Annotated in this window: 17 protein-coding genes and 2 tRNA genes; 6 read left to right on the top strand and 13 right to left on the bottom strand. The window is 64.1% G+C overall.

Annotated features, from left to right (window positions below; all coding sequences use genetic code 11):
• Positions 1-7: 7 nt before the first annotated feature.
• The 9 genes from P4826_RS17610 to rpsO all read right to left on the bottom strand — a co-directional run bounded on the left by P4826_RS17610 (position 8) and on the right by rpsO (position 6,743).
• Entirely contained in the window at positions 8-616 is a 609-nt protein-coding gene (locus tag P4826_RS17610; RefSeq protein ID WP_317701646.1) for an NADH-quinone oxidoreductase subunit C, read from the bottom strand.
• 9 nt (positions 617-625) lie between these two features.
• Positions 626-1,105: a NuoB/complex I 20 kDa subunit family protein gene (locus P4826_RS17605; RefSeq protein WP_317701645.1), complete on the bottom strand. Its 480-nt coding sequence runs from the start codon at positions 1,103-1,105 to the stop codon at positions 626-628.
• 25 nt (positions 1,106-1,130) lie between these two features.
• Positions 1,131-1,490, bottom strand: coding sequence for an NADH-quinone oxidoreductase subunit A (locus P4826_RS17600; RefSeq protein WP_317701644.1), 360 nt, complete (start codon positions 1,488-1,490; stop codon positions 1,131-1,133).
• Positions 1,491-1,561: 71 nt separating this feature from the next.
• A tRNA-Leu gene (locus tag P4826_RS17595) sits at positions 1,562-1,646 on the bottom strand.
• 129 nt (positions 1,647-1,775) lie between these two features.
• The gene (gene secG, locus P4826_RS17590) at positions 1,776-2,150 is read right to left on the bottom strand and encodes a preprotein translocase subunit SecG (RefSeq protein ID WP_317701643.1); all 375 of its coding nucleotides are present in this window, start codon (positions 2,148-2,150) and stop codon (positions 1,776-1,778) included.
• 29 nt (positions 2,151-2,179) lie between these two features.
• On the bottom strand, positions 2,180-2,941 hold the full coding sequence (tpiA, locus tag P4826_RS17585; protein WP_317701642.1) for a triose-phosphate isomerase: 762 nt from the start codon (positions 2,939-2,941) through the stop codon (positions 2,180-2,182).
• Positions 2,938-3,930 carry an NAD(P)H-quinone oxidoreductase gene (locus P4826_RS17580; RefSeq protein ID WP_317701641.1) on the bottom strand — a complete coding sequence of 331 codons (993 nt, stop codon included), beginning with the start codon at positions 3,928-3,930 and terminating at the stop codon, positions 2,938-2,940. The genes tpiA and P4826_RS17580 overlap by 4 nt, the downstream gene beginning before the upstream one ends.
• 100 nt (positions 3,931-4,030) lie before the next feature.
• Positions 4,031-6,259 (bottom strand): polyribonucleotide nucleotidyltransferase, encoded by a 2,229-nt coding sequence (pnp, locus tag P4826_RS17575; RefSeq protein ID WP_317701640.1) that lies wholly within the window; start codon positions 6,257-6,259, stop codon positions 4,031-4,033.
• A 217-nt stretch (positions 6,260-6,476) separates the two neighbouring features.
• Positions 6,477-6,743, bottom strand: a complete 267-nt coding sequence (rpsO, locus tag P4826_RS17570; protein WP_317701639.1) for a 30S ribosomal protein S15 — start codon at positions 6,741-6,743, stop codon at positions 6,477-6,479.
• Positions 6,744-6,969: 226 nt separating this feature from the next.
• Here rpsO and P4826_RS17565 point away from each other — a divergent pair, with 226 nt between their 5' ends.
• From P4826_RS17565 to greB, 3 genes are all read left to right on the top strand, one after another.
• Positions 6,970-7,245 carry a hypothetical protein gene (locus P4826_RS17565; protein ID WP_317701638.1) on the top strand — a complete coding sequence of 92 codons (276 nt, stop codon included), beginning with the start codon at positions 6,970-6,972 and terminating at the stop codon, positions 7,243-7,245.
• Between the two features lie 142 nt (positions 7,246-7,387).
• Positions 7,388-7,464: transfer RNA gene (locus tag P4826_RS17560), tRNA-Arg, on the top strand.
• Between the two features lie 59 nt (positions 7,465-7,523).
• Positions 7,524-8,075, top strand: coding sequence for a transcription elongation factor GreB (gene greB, locus P4826_RS17555; RefSeq protein ID WP_317701637.1), 552 nt, complete (start codon positions 7,524-7,526; stop codon positions 8,073-8,075).
• 6 nt (positions 8,076-8,081) lie between these two features.
• Here greB and P4826_RS17550 read toward each other — a convergent pair whose 3' ends face one another.
• From P4826_RS17550 to P4826_RS17535, 4 genes are all read right to left on the bottom strand, one after another.
• Positions 8,082-10,346 (bottom strand): RelA/SpoT family protein, encoded by a 2,265-nt coding sequence (locus P4826_RS17550; RefSeq protein WP_425605184.1) that lies wholly within the window; start codon positions 10,344-10,346, stop codon positions 8,082-8,084.
• Between the two features lie 101 nt (positions 10,347-10,447).
• On the bottom strand, positions 10,448-10,651 hold the full coding sequence (gene rpoZ / locus P4826_RS17545; RefSeq protein ID WP_011804389.1) for a DNA-directed RNA polymerase subunit omega: 204 nt from the start codon (positions 10,649-10,651) through the stop codon (positions 10,448-10,450).
• 19 nt (positions 10,652-10,670) lie between these two features.
• A complete protein-coding gene (gmk, locus tag P4826_RS17540) occupies positions 10,671-11,291 on the bottom strand; it encodes a guanylate kinase (protein ID WP_317701635.1) in 621 nt (206 codons plus the stop codon).
• A gap of 32 nt (positions 11,292-11,323) precedes the next feature.
• Entirely contained in the window at positions 11,324-12,217 is an 894-nt protein-coding gene (locus tag P4826_RS17535) for a YicC/YloC family endoribonuclease (protein ID WP_317703790.1), read from the bottom strand.
• Positions 12,218-12,300: 83 nt separating this feature from the next.
• Between P4826_RS17535 and P4826_RS17530 the strand changes: the two genes are divergently transcribed.
• The 3 genes from P4826_RS17530 (at position 12,301) to rph (ending at position 15,035) form a co-directional block, all read left to right on the top strand.
• On the top strand, positions 12,301-13,317 hold the full coding sequence (locus P4826_RS17530; protein ID WP_317701634.1) for a serine/threonine protein kinase: 1,017 nt from the start codon (positions 12,301-12,303) through the stop codon (positions 13,315-13,317).
• On the top strand, positions 13,314-14,228 hold the full coding sequence (locus P4826_RS17525) for a PP2C family protein-serine/threonine phosphatase (RefSeq protein WP_317701633.1): 915 nt from the start codon (positions 13,314-13,316) through the stop codon (positions 14,226-14,228). Before P4826_RS17530 ends, P4826_RS17525 begins: the two co-directional genes overlap by 4 nt.
• A gap of 72 nt (positions 14,229-14,300) precedes the next feature.
• The gene (rph, locus tag P4826_RS17520; RefSeq protein ID WP_317701632.1) at positions 14,301-15,035 is read left to right on the top strand and encodes a ribonuclease PH; all 735 of its coding nucleotides are present in this window, start codon (positions 14,301-14,303) and stop codon (positions 15,033-15,035) included.
• Positions 15,036-15,066 lie beyond the last annotated feature (31 nt).

Raw genomic sequence — 15,066 nt, 5'->3', positions numbered from 1 at the left:
CGCCGCCTCAGTGCAGGCCTCCGTATTTTTCTTCGCGGATGATGCGCGGAGTGATCTCGCGCGGCTCTATGGTCACGGGCTCGTATATCACGCGACACTGCTCGGGGTCGTAGCGCATCTCCACATGACCCGACAGGGGGAAATCCTTGCGGAATGGATGGCCGATGAAACCGTAGTCGGTCAGGATGCGGCGCAGGTCGTTGTGGCCATCGAAAACGATGCCGAAGAGGTCGAAAGCCTCGCGCTCGAACCAGTTGGCGCCGCTCCAGATGTCGGTCACGGAGGGAATCACCGGGAAGTCGTCATCCGGGCAGAACACCTTCACGCGCACACGCTGATTCAGCGACACCGACAGCAGATGCGACACCACCGCATAGCGCAAGCCGTCTGTGCCTACTTCACGGTATGTCGAATAGTCCACGCCACACAGATCGATGAGCTGTTCGAAACGGCATTGCGGTGCATCACGCAAAGTCTGCATGACATCCAGATAGTCACCAGCGGCAACCACGACGGTGAGCTCATCGAGCGCCAGCGCGATATCGCGCACCTTGTCGCCCAGCGCGGCCGCCACGGCCTCGCGCAGCTTCTCAGGGTGAATGGCAAAGTCGGTCATCAAGTCCCCTCAAACACGCGCAATGGTCTGGGTTCGGCGGATCTTCTGCTGCAGCTGGATGATGCCGTAGATCAGCGCCTCGGCCGTAGGCGGGCAGCCCGGCACGTACACGTCCACCGGCACCACGCGGTCGCAGCCACGCACCACGGAATAGCTGTAGTGATAGTAGCCACCGCCATTGGCGCAAGAGCCCATGGAGATCACCCAGCGCGGCTCGGCCATCTGGTCATAGACCTTGCGCAAGGCGGGCGCCATCTTGTTGCACAGCGTGCCAGCAACAATCATCAGGTCGGACTGGCGCGGGCTGGCGCGGAACACCTCGGCACCAAACCGCGCCAGGTCATAGCGCGCCGCCGCCGCATGCATCATCTCCACCGCACAGCAGGCGAGGCCGAACGTGACGGGCCAAATGGATCCGGTCTTGGCCCAGTTCACCACAGCGTCGTAGCTCGTGGTGACAAAGCCTTCCTTCATCACACCTTCAATCATTGCGTCATTCCTTGTGTAGCGCCGCTCATTCCCAATCCAGGGCGCCCTTTTTCCACTCGTAGGCAAAACCTATGACCAGGATGGCCAGGAAAATCACGACCGCCACGAAACCCGTCATCCCCACATCCTGCAAGGCCACGGCCCAGGGGAACAGAAAGGCGATTTCGAGGTCAAACAGAATGAACAAAATGGCCACGAGGTAGTAGCGCACATCGAACTTCATGCGCGCATCGTCAAAGGCCTCGAAGCCACATTCGTAAGGGGAGTTTTTTGCCGGGTCGGGGCGATTGGGGCCCAGCACATAGCCCAACACAAGGGGCACGACGCCGACACCGACGCCAACCAAGATGAACAAGAGAACTGGGAGGTATTGATCGAGGTTCATCTATGCCGCTCTCGCCGGTGAAACCGCCTCACACAGCTCGCACTGCGGGCCCGTGAGGCGGCCTTTTTATTTGGTGCCGTCGGCGAGACTCGAACTCGCACAGCTTTCGCCACTACCCCCTCAAGATAGCGTGTCTACCAATTTCACCACGACGGCTGCTGTATGCATCTGGATGGCTTGAGGACCGATGGGACGGTTTTTGCTTTCCAGTCAGCCGGGGATTCTACCCCGGAAAAACCCTGTCACAAAGCATGGAGGCGCTTTTTTGCTACGCCTCTTGCATGCTCATTTGGTTGGGATTTGCGCCGCACCAGATGCCGGTTCCGCCGCTGATGCGGGCACCGCTGCATCGGCTGGCGCCGTGCTGCTGGCGGGCACTGCTGCGGCCGGTGTCTCCAGCACGCTGCCCGTGCTTGGCGCACGCTGATTGCCGAAATAGGCCAGGGCCAGCGTGGCCACGAAGAACACGGTAGCCAGGGCCGCCGTGCTACGCGACAAGAAGTTGGCGCTGCCGCTGGCGCCAAACAGGCTGCCGGCGCTGCCACTGCCAAACGCGGCGCCCATGTCGGCACCCTTGCCATGCTGGATCAGGATCAGGCCGATCATGCCCAGGGCCGTCAGCATCTGCACGGCCAGAATGATGTTCACGATTGCATTCATGCTTGGTTAGCTCCTCAACTGATAGCTGCTTACGCTTTATTGGTCTGCGCTGCAGCAATAGTTTGCAAAAAGTCTTCGGCCTTGAGCGAGGCACCGCCGACCAGGCCACCATCGATGTCCGGCTGCGCCAGCAACTGCGCCGCATTCGCCGCATTCATGCTGCCGCCATACAGCAGCGGTATGCGCGCTGCCTGCTCGGTGGCGGCCGCCAGTTGGGCACGCAGCACGGCATGCACGGCCTGGGCCTGCTCCGGCGTCGCCGTGCGACCGGTGCCAATGGCCCAGACAGGCTCGTAGGCGACCACAATCTCGCTGATGCAATGGCCGTTGGCCTGGATCACCGCCGCCAGCTGGCGCTTGACCACCGCCTCGGTCTGACCCGCCTCGCGCTGCTCCAGCGTTTCACCCACGCAGACGATGGGCGTGATGCCCGCGGCCAGCGCACGCTGAGCCTTGGCGGCCACCACGGCATCGGTTTCGCCATGGTATTGGCGGCGCTCAGAATGGCCCACCAGCACATAGCGCGCGCCGAAGTCGCGCAGCATGGCCGCCGATGTCTCGCCCGTGTAGGCACCCGATTCATGCTGCGAGACATCCTGCGCCGCCAGCGCAATGCTTGATCCCGCGACCAGCGCCTGCACCTGCGCCAGGTAGGGCGCCGGCACGGCCACGGCGACGTTGCAGGCCGGCTGGCCCAGGCCGCCACGCAAGCCCTGCAGCAGTGCGGCGTTGGCCTGCAGGCTGCCGTTCATCTTCCAGTTGCCGGCGATGAGTTTCTTTATCTGAGTCATGTCGTCCACCTCAAAACAATCTTGCCTATATGTTGGTTCGACTCCATCAGCGCATGTGCCTGGGCCGCATCGGCCGCGGCAAAGGTGCTGTGAATGACGGGCTTGATGGCTCCAGACGCCAGCAGCGGCCAGACCTGCTCGCGCAGGGCCTGGGCGATCGCAGCCTTGAAAGCCACAGGGCGCGGGCGCAGCGTGGAGCCGGTGATCACCAGGCGCCTGCGCAGCACCAGCGCCGCGTTGAATTCGGCCTTCACTCCGCCCTGCACGGCGATGATGACGATGCGCCCGTCCTCGGCCAGGCATTCCACCTCGCGCGCGATGTAGGGACCGGCGACCATGTCCAGCACCACATCCACGCCACGCCCCTCGGTGATGTGCTGCACCTCGGCGACAAAGTCCTGCGCCTGGTAGTTGATGGCATGGTGCGCGCCCAGCGCCAGACAGGCGGCGCATTTTTCGTCGCTGCCCGCGGTGACGATGACCGTGGCGCCGCGCGCGCGCGCCAGCTGAATCGCCGTGACGCCTATGCCGCTGCTGCCGCCCTGCACCAGCAGGGTCTCGCCTGCCTGCAGGCGTGCGCGGTCGAAGACATTGCTCCACACGGTGAAGAAGGTCTCGGGCAGCGAGGCCGCCTCGACGTCGGACAGGCCAGCGGGAACCGGCAGGCATTGCGCCACCGGGGCCACGCAATATTCGGCATAGCCGCCACCAGCCACCAGCGCGCAGACGCGATCGCCCACAGCGAAGCCGGCCGCGGCCAGGGCCGCCGCGTCACCCGACTCGATGACGCCCGCGACCTCCAGCCCCGGCAGGTCCGAGGCACCGGCAGGCGGTGCGTAATGCCCCTTGCGCTGCAGCACATCGGGGCGATTGACACCGCTGGCCGCCACGCGGATGAGCAGCTCGCCCACCCCCGCCATAGGCACTGGGCGCTCGCCCAAACGCAGCACCTCAGGCGCACCAAAGGCCGTGATTTCTACCGCTTGCATTGTCAATTCACCGCATAAATTTCAAGCCAAAATGGCTGCTTGCGCCCACTAAGCAAGCGCAAGCAGCTCATTTTTCAATAGCAACTGCCACGCGACCTGCTTACTCCTGCGTCGGCTGATCCTGCTCGGCACGCTCGGCGCGAGGCTCACGCGGCTCGCGGTTTTCACGCGGCGCGCGCGGGGCACGCTCGCGGTACTCGCGCGGCTCACGCGGTTCGCGCTCGGGCATGCCGGCGGGGCGCTCAATCAGTGCCTTCATCGACAGCTTGATGCGGCCCTTGTCGTCGGCCTCCAGCGCCTTGACGCGCACGATCTGGCCTTCCTGCAGGTAGTCGGTGACCTTTTCCACGCGCTCGTGCGCGATCTGGCTGATGTGCAGCAGGCCATCCTTGCCCGGCAGCACGTTGACCAGGGCGCCGAAGTCCAGGATCTTGGTGATCGGGCCTTCGTAGACCTTGCCGATTTCAACTTCGGCGGTGATCTCCTCGATGCGGCGCTTGGCCTCGTCGGCCTTGGCGGCCTCGGTGGCAGCGATGGTGATGGTGCCGTCTTCCTCGATGTTGATCTGGCAGCCCGTTTCGTCGCACAGCGCGCGGATGGTGGCGCCGCCCTTGCCGATCACGTCGCGGATCTTCTCGGGGTTGATCTTCATGGTGAACAGCTTGGGCGCAAAGCTGCTGATCTCGGCCTTGGCCTCGCCCATGGCTTCCTGCATCTTGGCCAGGATGTGCATGCGCGCTTCCTTGGCCTGGGCCAGGGCGACTTGCATGATTTCCTTGGTGATGCCCTGGATCTTGATGTCCATCTGCAGCGCCGTGATACCGGCGGTGGTACCGGCCACCTTGAAGTCCATGTCGCCCAGGTGATCCTCATCGCCCAGGATGTCGGTCAGCACGGCGAACTTGTTTTCCTCTTTGATGAGGCCCATGGCGATGCCGGCCACATGCGCCTTCATGGGCACGCCGGCGTCCATCATCGACAGGCAGCCGCCGCAGACCGAGGCCATGGAAGACGAGCCGTTGGACTCGGTGATCTCGGACACCACGCGGATGGTGTAGGGGAACTCTTCCTTGCTCGGCAGACAGGCCACCAGGGCGCGCTTGGCCAGGCGGCCGTGGCCGACTTCGCGGCGCTTGGTCGAGCCCATGCGACCCACTTCGCCGGTGGCAAAGGGAGGCATGTTGTAGTGGAACAGGAAGCGGTCTTCGAACTCGCCAGCCAGTGCGTCAATGCGCTGCGCGTCGCGCTCGGTGCCGAGCGTCGAGACCACCAGCGCCTGCGTTTCGCCGCGCGTGAACAGGGCCGAGCCGTGGGTGCGCGGCAGCACGCTGCTGCGGATTTCGATAGCACGCACGGTGCGCGTGTCGCGGCCGTCGATGCGCGGCTCGCCAGCCAGAATCTGGCCACGCACGATGCGCGCTTCGATGTCGAACAGCATGTTGTCGACCTTGACGCCGTCAAACGCCACGCCCTGCTCGGTCAGCGCCGCCTTGGTGGCGGCGTAGGCCTCGCGGCAGGCCTGGGTGCGCAGCTGCTTGTTGCGGTTTTGGTAGGCGGCGCGCAGTTTTTCTTCGGCCAGCTCGCCCACCTTGGCGATCAGGGCCTCGTCCTTGGCCTCGGCCTTCCAGTCCCACACCGGCTTGCCGGCGTCACGCACCAGCTCGTGGATGGCGTTGATGGCGGTCTGGCTTTGCTCGTGGCCATAGACCACGGCGCCCAGCATCACGTCTTCGGGCAGCTGCTGCGCTTCGGACTCGACCATCAGCACGGCGGCCTCGGTGCCGGCGACGACCAGGTCCATCTGGCTGCTCTTGCGCGCCGTCTGGCCGGGGTTGAGCACATATTCACCGTTGACATAGCCCACGCGCGCGGCGCCAATCGGGCCGTTGAACGGGATGCCCGACACAGCCAGCGCGGCGCTGGTGGCGATCATGGCGGCGATGTCGGCGTCCACCTCGGGGTTGAGCGAGATGGTGTGGATGACCACGTGGACTTCGTTGTAGAAGCCTTCGGGGAACAGCGGGCGGATCGGGCGGTCGATCAGGCGGGAAGTCAGCGTCTCCAGCTCGGACGGCTTGGCTTCGCGCTTGAAGAAGCTGCCGGGGATCTTGCCAGCGGCGTAGGTCTTCTCGATGTAATCGACAGTCAGCGGGAAGAAGTCCTGGCCGGGCTTGGCGTTCTTGGATGCGACCACGGTGGCCAGCACCACGGTGTCGTCGATGTTGACCAGCACGGCGCCGGAAGCCTGGCGCGCGATTTCGCCGGTTTCCATGGTCACGGTGTGCTCGCCCCACTGGAAGGTCTTGGTGACTTTGTTGAACATCGTCATAGTTTTGCTCCTGAATAAATAGCTGTTGGCGCGCCAACAGCATGGGTTTGGAGGCCAAACAGACCGCGATGCCATTCCAGACCAGCACTGCTAGCTACTAAAAACATAGTCAGCACGGGTTTGGAATGACACAGCTTCGCTCTGCTCATCCCTCCGGGAAAAGTAAAAAACGCCTGAGCTAGCAAGCTAACTCAGGCGCTTCGGGCTATCGCAAGGCTTACTTGCGCAGGCCCAGCTTGGCGATCAGGGCCGTGTAGCGGTCAGCGTCCTTGGCCTTGAGGTAGTCCAGCAGCTTGCGGCGACGGCTCACCATGCGCAACAGGCCACGGCGACCGTGGTGGTCCTTGGCGTGCTGCTTGAAGTGGGGAGTCAGCTCGTTGATGCGGGCGGTCAGCAGGGCCACCTGAACTTCAGGGCTGCCGGTATCGTTTTCGGCGCGCTGGTTGGCCTTGACGACTTCGGCCTTGACGGAAGATGCGATCATGATTTTTCCTTGAGCGGAGCGCCATGGCAGGCAACCCCTGGTTTTACTTGCGCCAGCGGCTGGAATGACCCCTGGCGTGCGTCCTGCACCATGCAAAACCGGCTGATTATATCGCTTGTCACTGTTTGCGCCCATCCGGAGGGCTCCCAGTGCCGGTTGCGCCATGCTCCACCGCATGATGCAAGCGTTTACAAATAGGCGCGACTCGCGCCAAGGGAGGCCCGAAATGAGCACGCATGTACCGCGAAACGTTGCCGCGCATATCCTGGGCGCCTGCGTCATGGCCCTGTGCCTGCAGGCGACACACAACGCGCACGCGGCCCCGGCAAAACAGGAGGCGAGCAGCAACCCGGCCCGCCCGGCCAAGAAATCCCGCTCCGTCAAGATCAAGCACCAACAGAACCATTCTGGCGAAAGCAGCGCCGAACGCGACCGCAGGCTGTACCGCGAATGCCAGGGCCTGCCCAACGCCGGCGCATGCCTGGGTTACACGCGGCGCTGAAGAATCGACACGAACTTGCCAAAACCGCAAGAAAACTTCGCTACAATCGCGGTTTCGTCGCAAGGCCAACCGGAATCCGGAATCAACCAAACGACGATTTTTTGAAAAGTGCCGATTTTTTCGTGCTACAATTCAAAGCTTGGCGGCTGTAGCTCAGCTGGATAGAGTACTTGGCTACGAACCAAGGGGTCGTGGGTTCGATTCCTGCCAGCCGCACCAAACGCAAAGCCCTGAAGTTGAGAGACTTCAGGGCTTTTTCGTTTGTGCATCATGCGCCCATGAGCAAAGCCTTCACCAAAGAGTCAGATAACGAAGACGACGAGCCCACCCTGCCCGCCATACCGGTCGGTGGCAAAAACTACATCACGCCCCAGGGCTACGCGCGCCTGCGCGCTGAGCTCCTGACACTCATCGACGACGAACGCCCTAAGGTGGTGGACATCGTGCATTGGGCCGCGAGCAACGGTGACCGCTCCGAAAACGGCGACTACCTCTACGGCAAGAAGCGGCTGCGCGAGATCGATCGGCGCATCCGCTTCCTGACCAAGCGACTGGAGATTGCCGAGGTGGTTGATCCGTCCGCGCATGCGGGCAGCGTCCAGGTCTTTTTTGGCGCCACCGTGACCTATGTCGACGACGAGGGTGTCGAACGCACGGTGACCATACTCGGCGTGGACGAGGCGGACAACGCCCGCCAGCAGGTCAGCTGGATTTCTCCGGTGGCGCGCGCGCTGCTCAAGGCCCGCGAAGGCGACGAGGTGGCGCTGCAAACACCCGCGGGCATGCGCAGCCTGGAAATCCTGTCAGTGGCCTACCCCACACCGCGCTGAAAACAGTCAGGCCAGCTGCGGCAGCACTCGGAAGGCCCGCAGAACGGGCTGAGTGCGGCGCAAGGTGCGCAGCACGGCCTCGACATGGGCCAGATCGCGCACGGTGACAACAAACCGCAGGTCCGTGGTATCCATGGCATCGTCCATGTCCACGCGCACGATGTCCGCCTCGCAGCTGGCAAACTCTGCGGCGATGCGCGCCAGCACGCCCTTGCCATTGGCCACCGTGACGGTGATACCAGCCTCAAAGCTGCGCGTAGGCTCGTCCGCCCAGTCGACGGCGATGAAGCGCTCGCCATCCTTGTTCTGCAGCTTCCTGGCCACTGCGCATTGCGCGTGGTGCACCACCAACCCCTCGCCGCGCCCCAGGTAACCGACGATAGGGTCGCCGGGCACGGGGCGACAGCAGCTGGCATATTGCACCGACGCATTCTCGCTGCCGTCCAGCGTGATGCTGCCCTGCGACACCTGCTCGTGCGCGCCGTAGCGCTCGCGCGTGAGCAGCAATGCATCGGGACGCTGGCCATCTTCCGACAGCAGCAACACCAGCCGCTTCGCGACGATGCTGGCAATGCGTTTGCCCAGACCAATGTCGGTCATCAGTTCGGCCCGGGTCTTGCTGCCGGTAAAGCGCAGCAGCTTGTCCCAGATGGCGGCATGCTCCTCGAAGCCAGGAAGCTGCCCCATGCCTTCGGAGCGCAACGCCTGGGTCAACAGCCTTTCGCCCAGATCAGCAGACTCATTCTGCGCCAAGGTTTTCACATAGTGGCGGATCTTCGAGCGGGCGCGTCCGGTGCGCACAAAGGCCAGCCAGGCGGGGTTGGGTTTGGCGTCGTCGGCGGTGATGACCTCCACCACGTCGCCGTTCTTGAGTTCCGTGCGTAGCGGCACCTGCTCGTCGTTGATCCGCACGGCCGTGGTTCTGTCGCCCACGTCGCTGTGGATGGCGTAGGCGAAATCGACCGCGGTAGCGCCACGCGGCAGGGCCATGATCTGGCTTCTGGGCGTGAAAACATAGACCGCATCGGGGAACAGATCGACCTTGACATGGTCCCAGAACTCGGCAGCATCACGCGTCTCGTTCTGGATGTCGAGCAGGGACTGCAGCCATTTCGTGCCCATGCGCTCGGCCGCGGCCCCGCTGGCATCCTGCGCCTTGTAGAGCCAGTGCGCAGCCACGCCAGCCTCGGCCACCACATGCATCTCTTCGGTGCGTACCTGGAACTCGATGTTCAACCCTGCCGGCCCCACCAGCGTGGTGTGCAGCGACTGGTAGCCGTTGAGCTTGGGGATGGCGATATGGTCCTTGAACTTGCCCGGCGCCGGCTTGTACATCTGGTGCAGCACGCCCAGGGCCGTGTAGCAGTCGGTCACCGAGGGCACGACCACGCGAAAGCCGTAGAGGTCGCTCACCTGGGCAAAGCTCAGGTTCTTCAGGCTCATCTTCTGGTGGATGGCATACAGGGTTTTTTCACGCCCGGCCAGGCGCACCGGCATGCCCACGCGGGCAAAGGCTGCATCGACATCGGACTGGACTTTTTGCACGATGTCACGGCGTCGGCTGCGCGATTTGTTCACGGCCTTGGCAAGCGTGGCATAGCGCCAGGGGTGCAGGTGACGAAACGCCAGATCCTGCAGCTCGCGGTAGGTCTGGTTCAGGCCCAGGCGGTGCGCAATGGGTGCGTAGATCTCCAGCGTTTCGGACGAAATGCGTCCCCACTTGCTGCGCGGCATGTCCGACAGCGTGCGCATGTTGTGCGTGCGATCCGCCAGCTTGATGAGGATGACGCGCACATCGCGCGCCATGGCCAGCAACATCTTGCGAAACGACTCGGCCTGGTTCTCCTCGCGCGTGTTGAACTGCAGCTTGTCAAGTTTCGTCAGGCCGTCGACCAGCTCTGCCACCGGGGCGCCAAAACGGTCTATCAGATCCGCCTTGGTAATGCCGCAGTCCTCCATGGCATCGTGCAGCAGCGCCGCCATGAGCGCCTGCACATCCAGCTTCCAGCTGGCGCACAGGGCCGCCACGGCGATCGGATGCGTGATATAGGGCTCGCCGCTGTTGCGCAGCTGACCCAGGTGCGCGGTGTCGGCATAGCGGTAGGCCTGGCGCACCTGCTCAATGCCGGTACTGTCGAGATAGTCGAGCTTTTCCAGCAGCGCGGCAAAGCTGGCCGCGGCCGCATTGGCCACCGCCGCTGACGCGTCGCCAGACGCTGCCACTCCGGCCGGCAAACCGGTTGCAACTGCCTTGTTGAACCCACCATTCATGGCGCAACTGTAACTTGCCCGGCCGATCGCCAGCAGTCAGACAAAAAAAAGCACCGCCGGTGCGGTGCTTTTTTGCTGTTTGGACAACAGGCCGGGGGCCATCAGCCCGGGACTTTCTTCAGCATCTCCAGGCCCACCTTGCCAGCGGCGATCTCGCGCAGCGCGGTGACGGCCGGCTTGTTGCGACTTTCGATCTTGGGTGCGTGGCCCTGGCTGAGCATGCGCGCGCGGTAGGTGGCGGCGAGCACCAGCTGGAAACGGTTGGGAATCTGCTCAAGGCAGTCTTCCACGGTAATGCGGGCCATGGTTTTTCTCCGGGGACAATCAGGGGATGTTGAGCGATTCGAAGGTCTCGGCCCGGGCGCGACGCTGTGCGGCGTACTTCAGGCGCTGGGCGTGAACAATGGTTTTCAGGTCGAAAAGCGCTCGTTCAAAGACTTCGTTGATTATAACGAAGTCGAACTTGCAGGCCTCGCCCATCTCCTGCGCGGCGTTCTTCAGGCGCAGGTCGATGACATCGGCGGCATCTTCACCGCGCCGCTCCAGGCGCGAGCGCAACTCGTCCCAGCTCGGTGGCAGGATGAAGATCAACACCGCATTCTTAAAAACCTGCTTGACCTGCAGCGCGCCCTGGTAATCGATCTCCAACACCACGTCGGCGCCCTGTGCCACACGCTCCTCGATGGCCTTGCGCGAGGTGCCATAGCGCCGACCATGCACATTGGCCCATTCGACGAAACCGTTGGCCTCGACCATGGCGTCGAATTCCTGCTCGGAGGCAAAGAAATATTCGCGCCCATGCTTTTCCTGCCCGCGCGGCGCGCGCGTGGTGTGCGACACCGAGGGCTGCACCCGTGCATCCAGCTCCATCAAGGCCTTCACCAGGCTGGACTTGCCCGCCCCGCTGGGGGCTGAGACTACAAACAAATTTCCGGGGTAATCCATAAGGGATAAGCGCAAGGCGCTATCAAAGTTGCTTATTCGATGTTCTGCACCTGCTCACGCATCTGCTCGATCAGGACCTTCATATCCACGCTGATGCGCGTCAGCTCCATGGCCGCGGACTTGGAGCCCAGGGTGTTGGCCTCGCGGTGCAGCTCCTGGATCAGGAAGTCCAGGCGCTTGCCCACCTCGCCACCCTTCTTCAGCAGTCGCTGTATTTCATCCAGATGCGACTGCAGCCGGGTGACCTCCTCGGCCACGTCGATGCGGATGGCGAAGGCCGTGGCCTCGGTCAGTGCCCGGTCTTGCGCGGCCTCGGGCACGGCCGCACCCTCGGCCAGCTGCATGGCCTCCTTCCAGCGCTCCATGAAGCGCTGGCGCTGTTGCTCCACGAGCCGGGGCACCAACGGGCCGGCCTGCTCGGCCAGCGCGCGCAGCTGCTTGAGTCGATCCAGCAACATGGCCACCAGGCGCTCGCCCTCGCGCTCGCGTGCGGCCACCATGTCGGCCAGGGCGCGTTGCGCCAAATCCATGGTCGGCCCGCTCCAGTCCTGCTCGGGGGCGCCAGCATTGGCACACAGGCGCAGGGCCTCGGCAACGCTCAAGGGCGCGGCATCAGGCAGCCAGGAGCGCACGGTGTCCTGCACCGTGCCCACGCGCTGCAGCAACCGGGGCGTGGGTTCGGCGAGGGCAGCGAATTCGGCGCTGTCCACAAAGGCGCGCAGCTCGACCTTGCCGCGCTTGAGCTGCTGCGTGAGCAGCGCGCGCAGCGCGGGCTCCTGGGCACGCAGCTCGTCGGACAGGCGCAGGGACAAGTCCAGGAAGCGGCTGTTGACCGAGCGTATTTCCAGGCCCAGGCGGCGCGCGTTGCCCGGCCCGCCCTCCCCTGCGGCGGCGCCCGTGAACTGCACGCTGGCGTATCCGGTCATGCTGTAGACTGCCATGGGATTCTTCAGTGGTTGGTTGCTTGCAAACCGGCGATTATCCGGCCTCCCGCCCCACACGCGTGTCTATGTCAAAAATCAAACCCGCCCCGCTGCCCCCCGATACCGTCATTGGCGGTTACCGCGTGGTGCACAAGCTCGCCGCAGGTGGCTTTGGCGTGGTGTACCTGGCCAAGGATGCCGAGGGCCAGCAGGTGGCCATCAAGGAGTACCTGCCCGCGTCGCTGGCCACGCGCACGGCCGGCGAACTGCTGCCCCAGGTGCAGCCAGAGAAACTGTCGCTGTACCGCCTGGGCCTGAAGAGCTTTTTTGAAGAGGGCCGCTCGCTGGCGCAGATCTCGCACGCATCGGTGGTGAGCGTGCTGAATTTCTTTCGCGAGAACGAAACCGTTTACATGGTGATGAACCACCTGGAGGGCGCGTCCCTACAGGACTTCATCATCACCGCGCGCGAACTGAAGACGGAGAAGGTCTTCCGCGAATCCACCATACGCTCGCTGTTCGACGAGGTGCTGCGCGGCCTGCGCATCGTGCACCAGCACAAGATGCTGCACCTCGATATCAAGCCCGCCAACATCTTCATCACCGACGACAACCGCGCAGTGATGATCGACTTTGGCGCCGCGCGCGAGGTACTGTCCAAGGAGAGCAATTTCATACGCCCCATGTACACGCCGGGCTTTGCCGCACCCGAGATGTACCGGCGCGACGCGCAAATGGGGCCGTGGACTGACATCTACGCCATCGGCGCCTGCATCTATGCCTGCATGCAGGGCTTTCCGCCGGCCGAGGCGCCGCAGCGCCAGGAGAAGGATCGCCTGACGCTGGCGCTGAACAAGCTGCGCGGGATTTACTCCGACAACCTCATCGAGGTCGTGGAATGGTGCATGGCGCTCGATCCGCTGTCGCGCCCGCAGTCGGTGTTTGCGCTGCAAAAGGAGCTCTCGCGCGAGGGTGAGCGCCGCTACACCAAGCTGTCGGTGAGCGAGAAGATGCGCATGCAGCTCGACTCGCTGATCACCGACAACAAGAAGGGCGCGCCAAAAATAGCCGACACCACGCGCGCCGGGAGCCGGGCCAAATGAAGTTCTCCGTCTTCCAGCTCAGCCGCCGCGGCGGACGCCAGAAGAACGAAGACCGCATGGGCTACAGCTACACGCGCGAGTCCGCCCTGTTCGTGCTGGCCGACGGCATGGGCGGCCATCCCAAGGGCGAGGTGGCTGCGCAGATTGCCATACAGACGGTTTCCTCGATGTTCCAGCGCCAGGCCAGGCCGGCGCTGAAGAACGTGCCCGAATTCCTCTCGGCGGCGCTGCTGGGCGCGCATCACCAGCTGCTGCGCTACAGCAACGAAAGGGCCATGCTGGACACACCCCGTACCACGCTGGTGGTGGCCGTGGTGCAGGACGGTTGCGCACACTGGATCCACTGCGGCGACTCGCGCCTGTACCTGGTGCGCGACGCCGAGCTGCTGATGCGCACGCGCGACCACTCCTACCAGGAGCTGCGCAACGGCGTCGCCCCAGGCCTGGAGCGCGTGAACCGCAACGTGCTGTTCACCTGCCTGGGCTCGCCCACCAAGCCACTGTTCGACGTGGCCGGCCCGGTGCTGCTGGAGCAGGGTGACCGCCTGCTGCTGTGCTCCGACGGCCTGTGGGGCACGCTGGACGATGACACCATCGCCGACGAGCTGGGCAACAAGACCGTCTCGCAGGCCGTGCCACAGCTGGTCGAGAGCGCCCTGCGCAAGGCCGGCGACAGCAGCGACAACGTCACCGTGGTGGCCATGGAGTGGGAGACGCCAAACGGGTTTGCCCCATCCAACCTGCGCGTGACCACTGACAGCATCAACGAAGAGGTGTTCGCCTCCACCATCCAGGCCGGCTCGCTCGAGGGCTTTGTGGAAGAGCCGGACGACATGGACGACGAGGCCATAGAGCGCTCCATCGCCGAGATCAACGACGCCATCAAACGCACGGCGGCGCGCAAACCGTAGACGCGCACCACTTCCGCCAGTCCGCATGCGGCGCAGCCAGTGCCGCGGTTTTTTCTCATGACACCCGACACCATGCCCACCACCGCCCTTACCCGCAGCGGCAGCCGCGCCGCCGACCAGCTGCGCCCGATACGCATCACGCGCCACTACACCATGCATGCCGAGGGCGCGGTGCTGATCGAGTTCGGCAACACCCGCGTGCTGTGCACCGCCTCGGTCGAGGAAAAGGTACCGCCGCACAAGCGTGGCAGCGGCGAAGGCTGGGTGACGGCCGAATACGGCATGCTGCCGCGCGCCACCCACACGCGCAGCGACCGCGAGGCCGCGCGCGGCAAGCAAAGTGGGCGCACGCAGGAGATCCAGCGCCTGATAGGCCGCAGCCTGCGCGCGGTGTTCGACCTGAAGCTGCTGGGCGAGCGCACGATTCAGATCGACTGCGACGTGATCCAGGCCGACGGCGGCACGCGCACCGCCGCCATCACCGGCGCCTGGGTGGCGGCGCAAGACGCGATCGCCACGCTGCTGGCGGCCGGCAAGATCGCCGCCTCGCCCATCACCGGCGCCGTGGCCGCCGTGTCCGTCGGCATAGTCCGGGGCACACCGCTGCTGGATCTGGAGTATGTCGAGGACGTGGCCTGCGACACCGACATGAACGTCGTCATGACCGGCGCCGGCCACTACGTGGAGGTGCAGGGCACGGCCGAGGGCGCGGCCTTTTCGCGCAGCGAGATGGATCAGCTGCTGTCCCTGGCCGAAAAGGGCATTGCCGAACTGGTGCTGCTGCAGCAGGAATCACTACGTAATTAATAGCTGTTTTCGCTTGATAGGTAAGCGCTAA

The organism is Diaphorobacter limosus, assembly GCF_033100095.1.
Taxonomy (GTDB): Bacteria; Pseudomonadota; Gammaproteobacteria; order Burkholderiales; family Burkholderiaceae_C; genus Alicycliphilus; species Alicycliphilus limosus.
The sequence above is the reverse complement of the archived record's forward strand: the minus strand, read 5'-3'. Positions and strand labels throughout refer to the sequence as shown.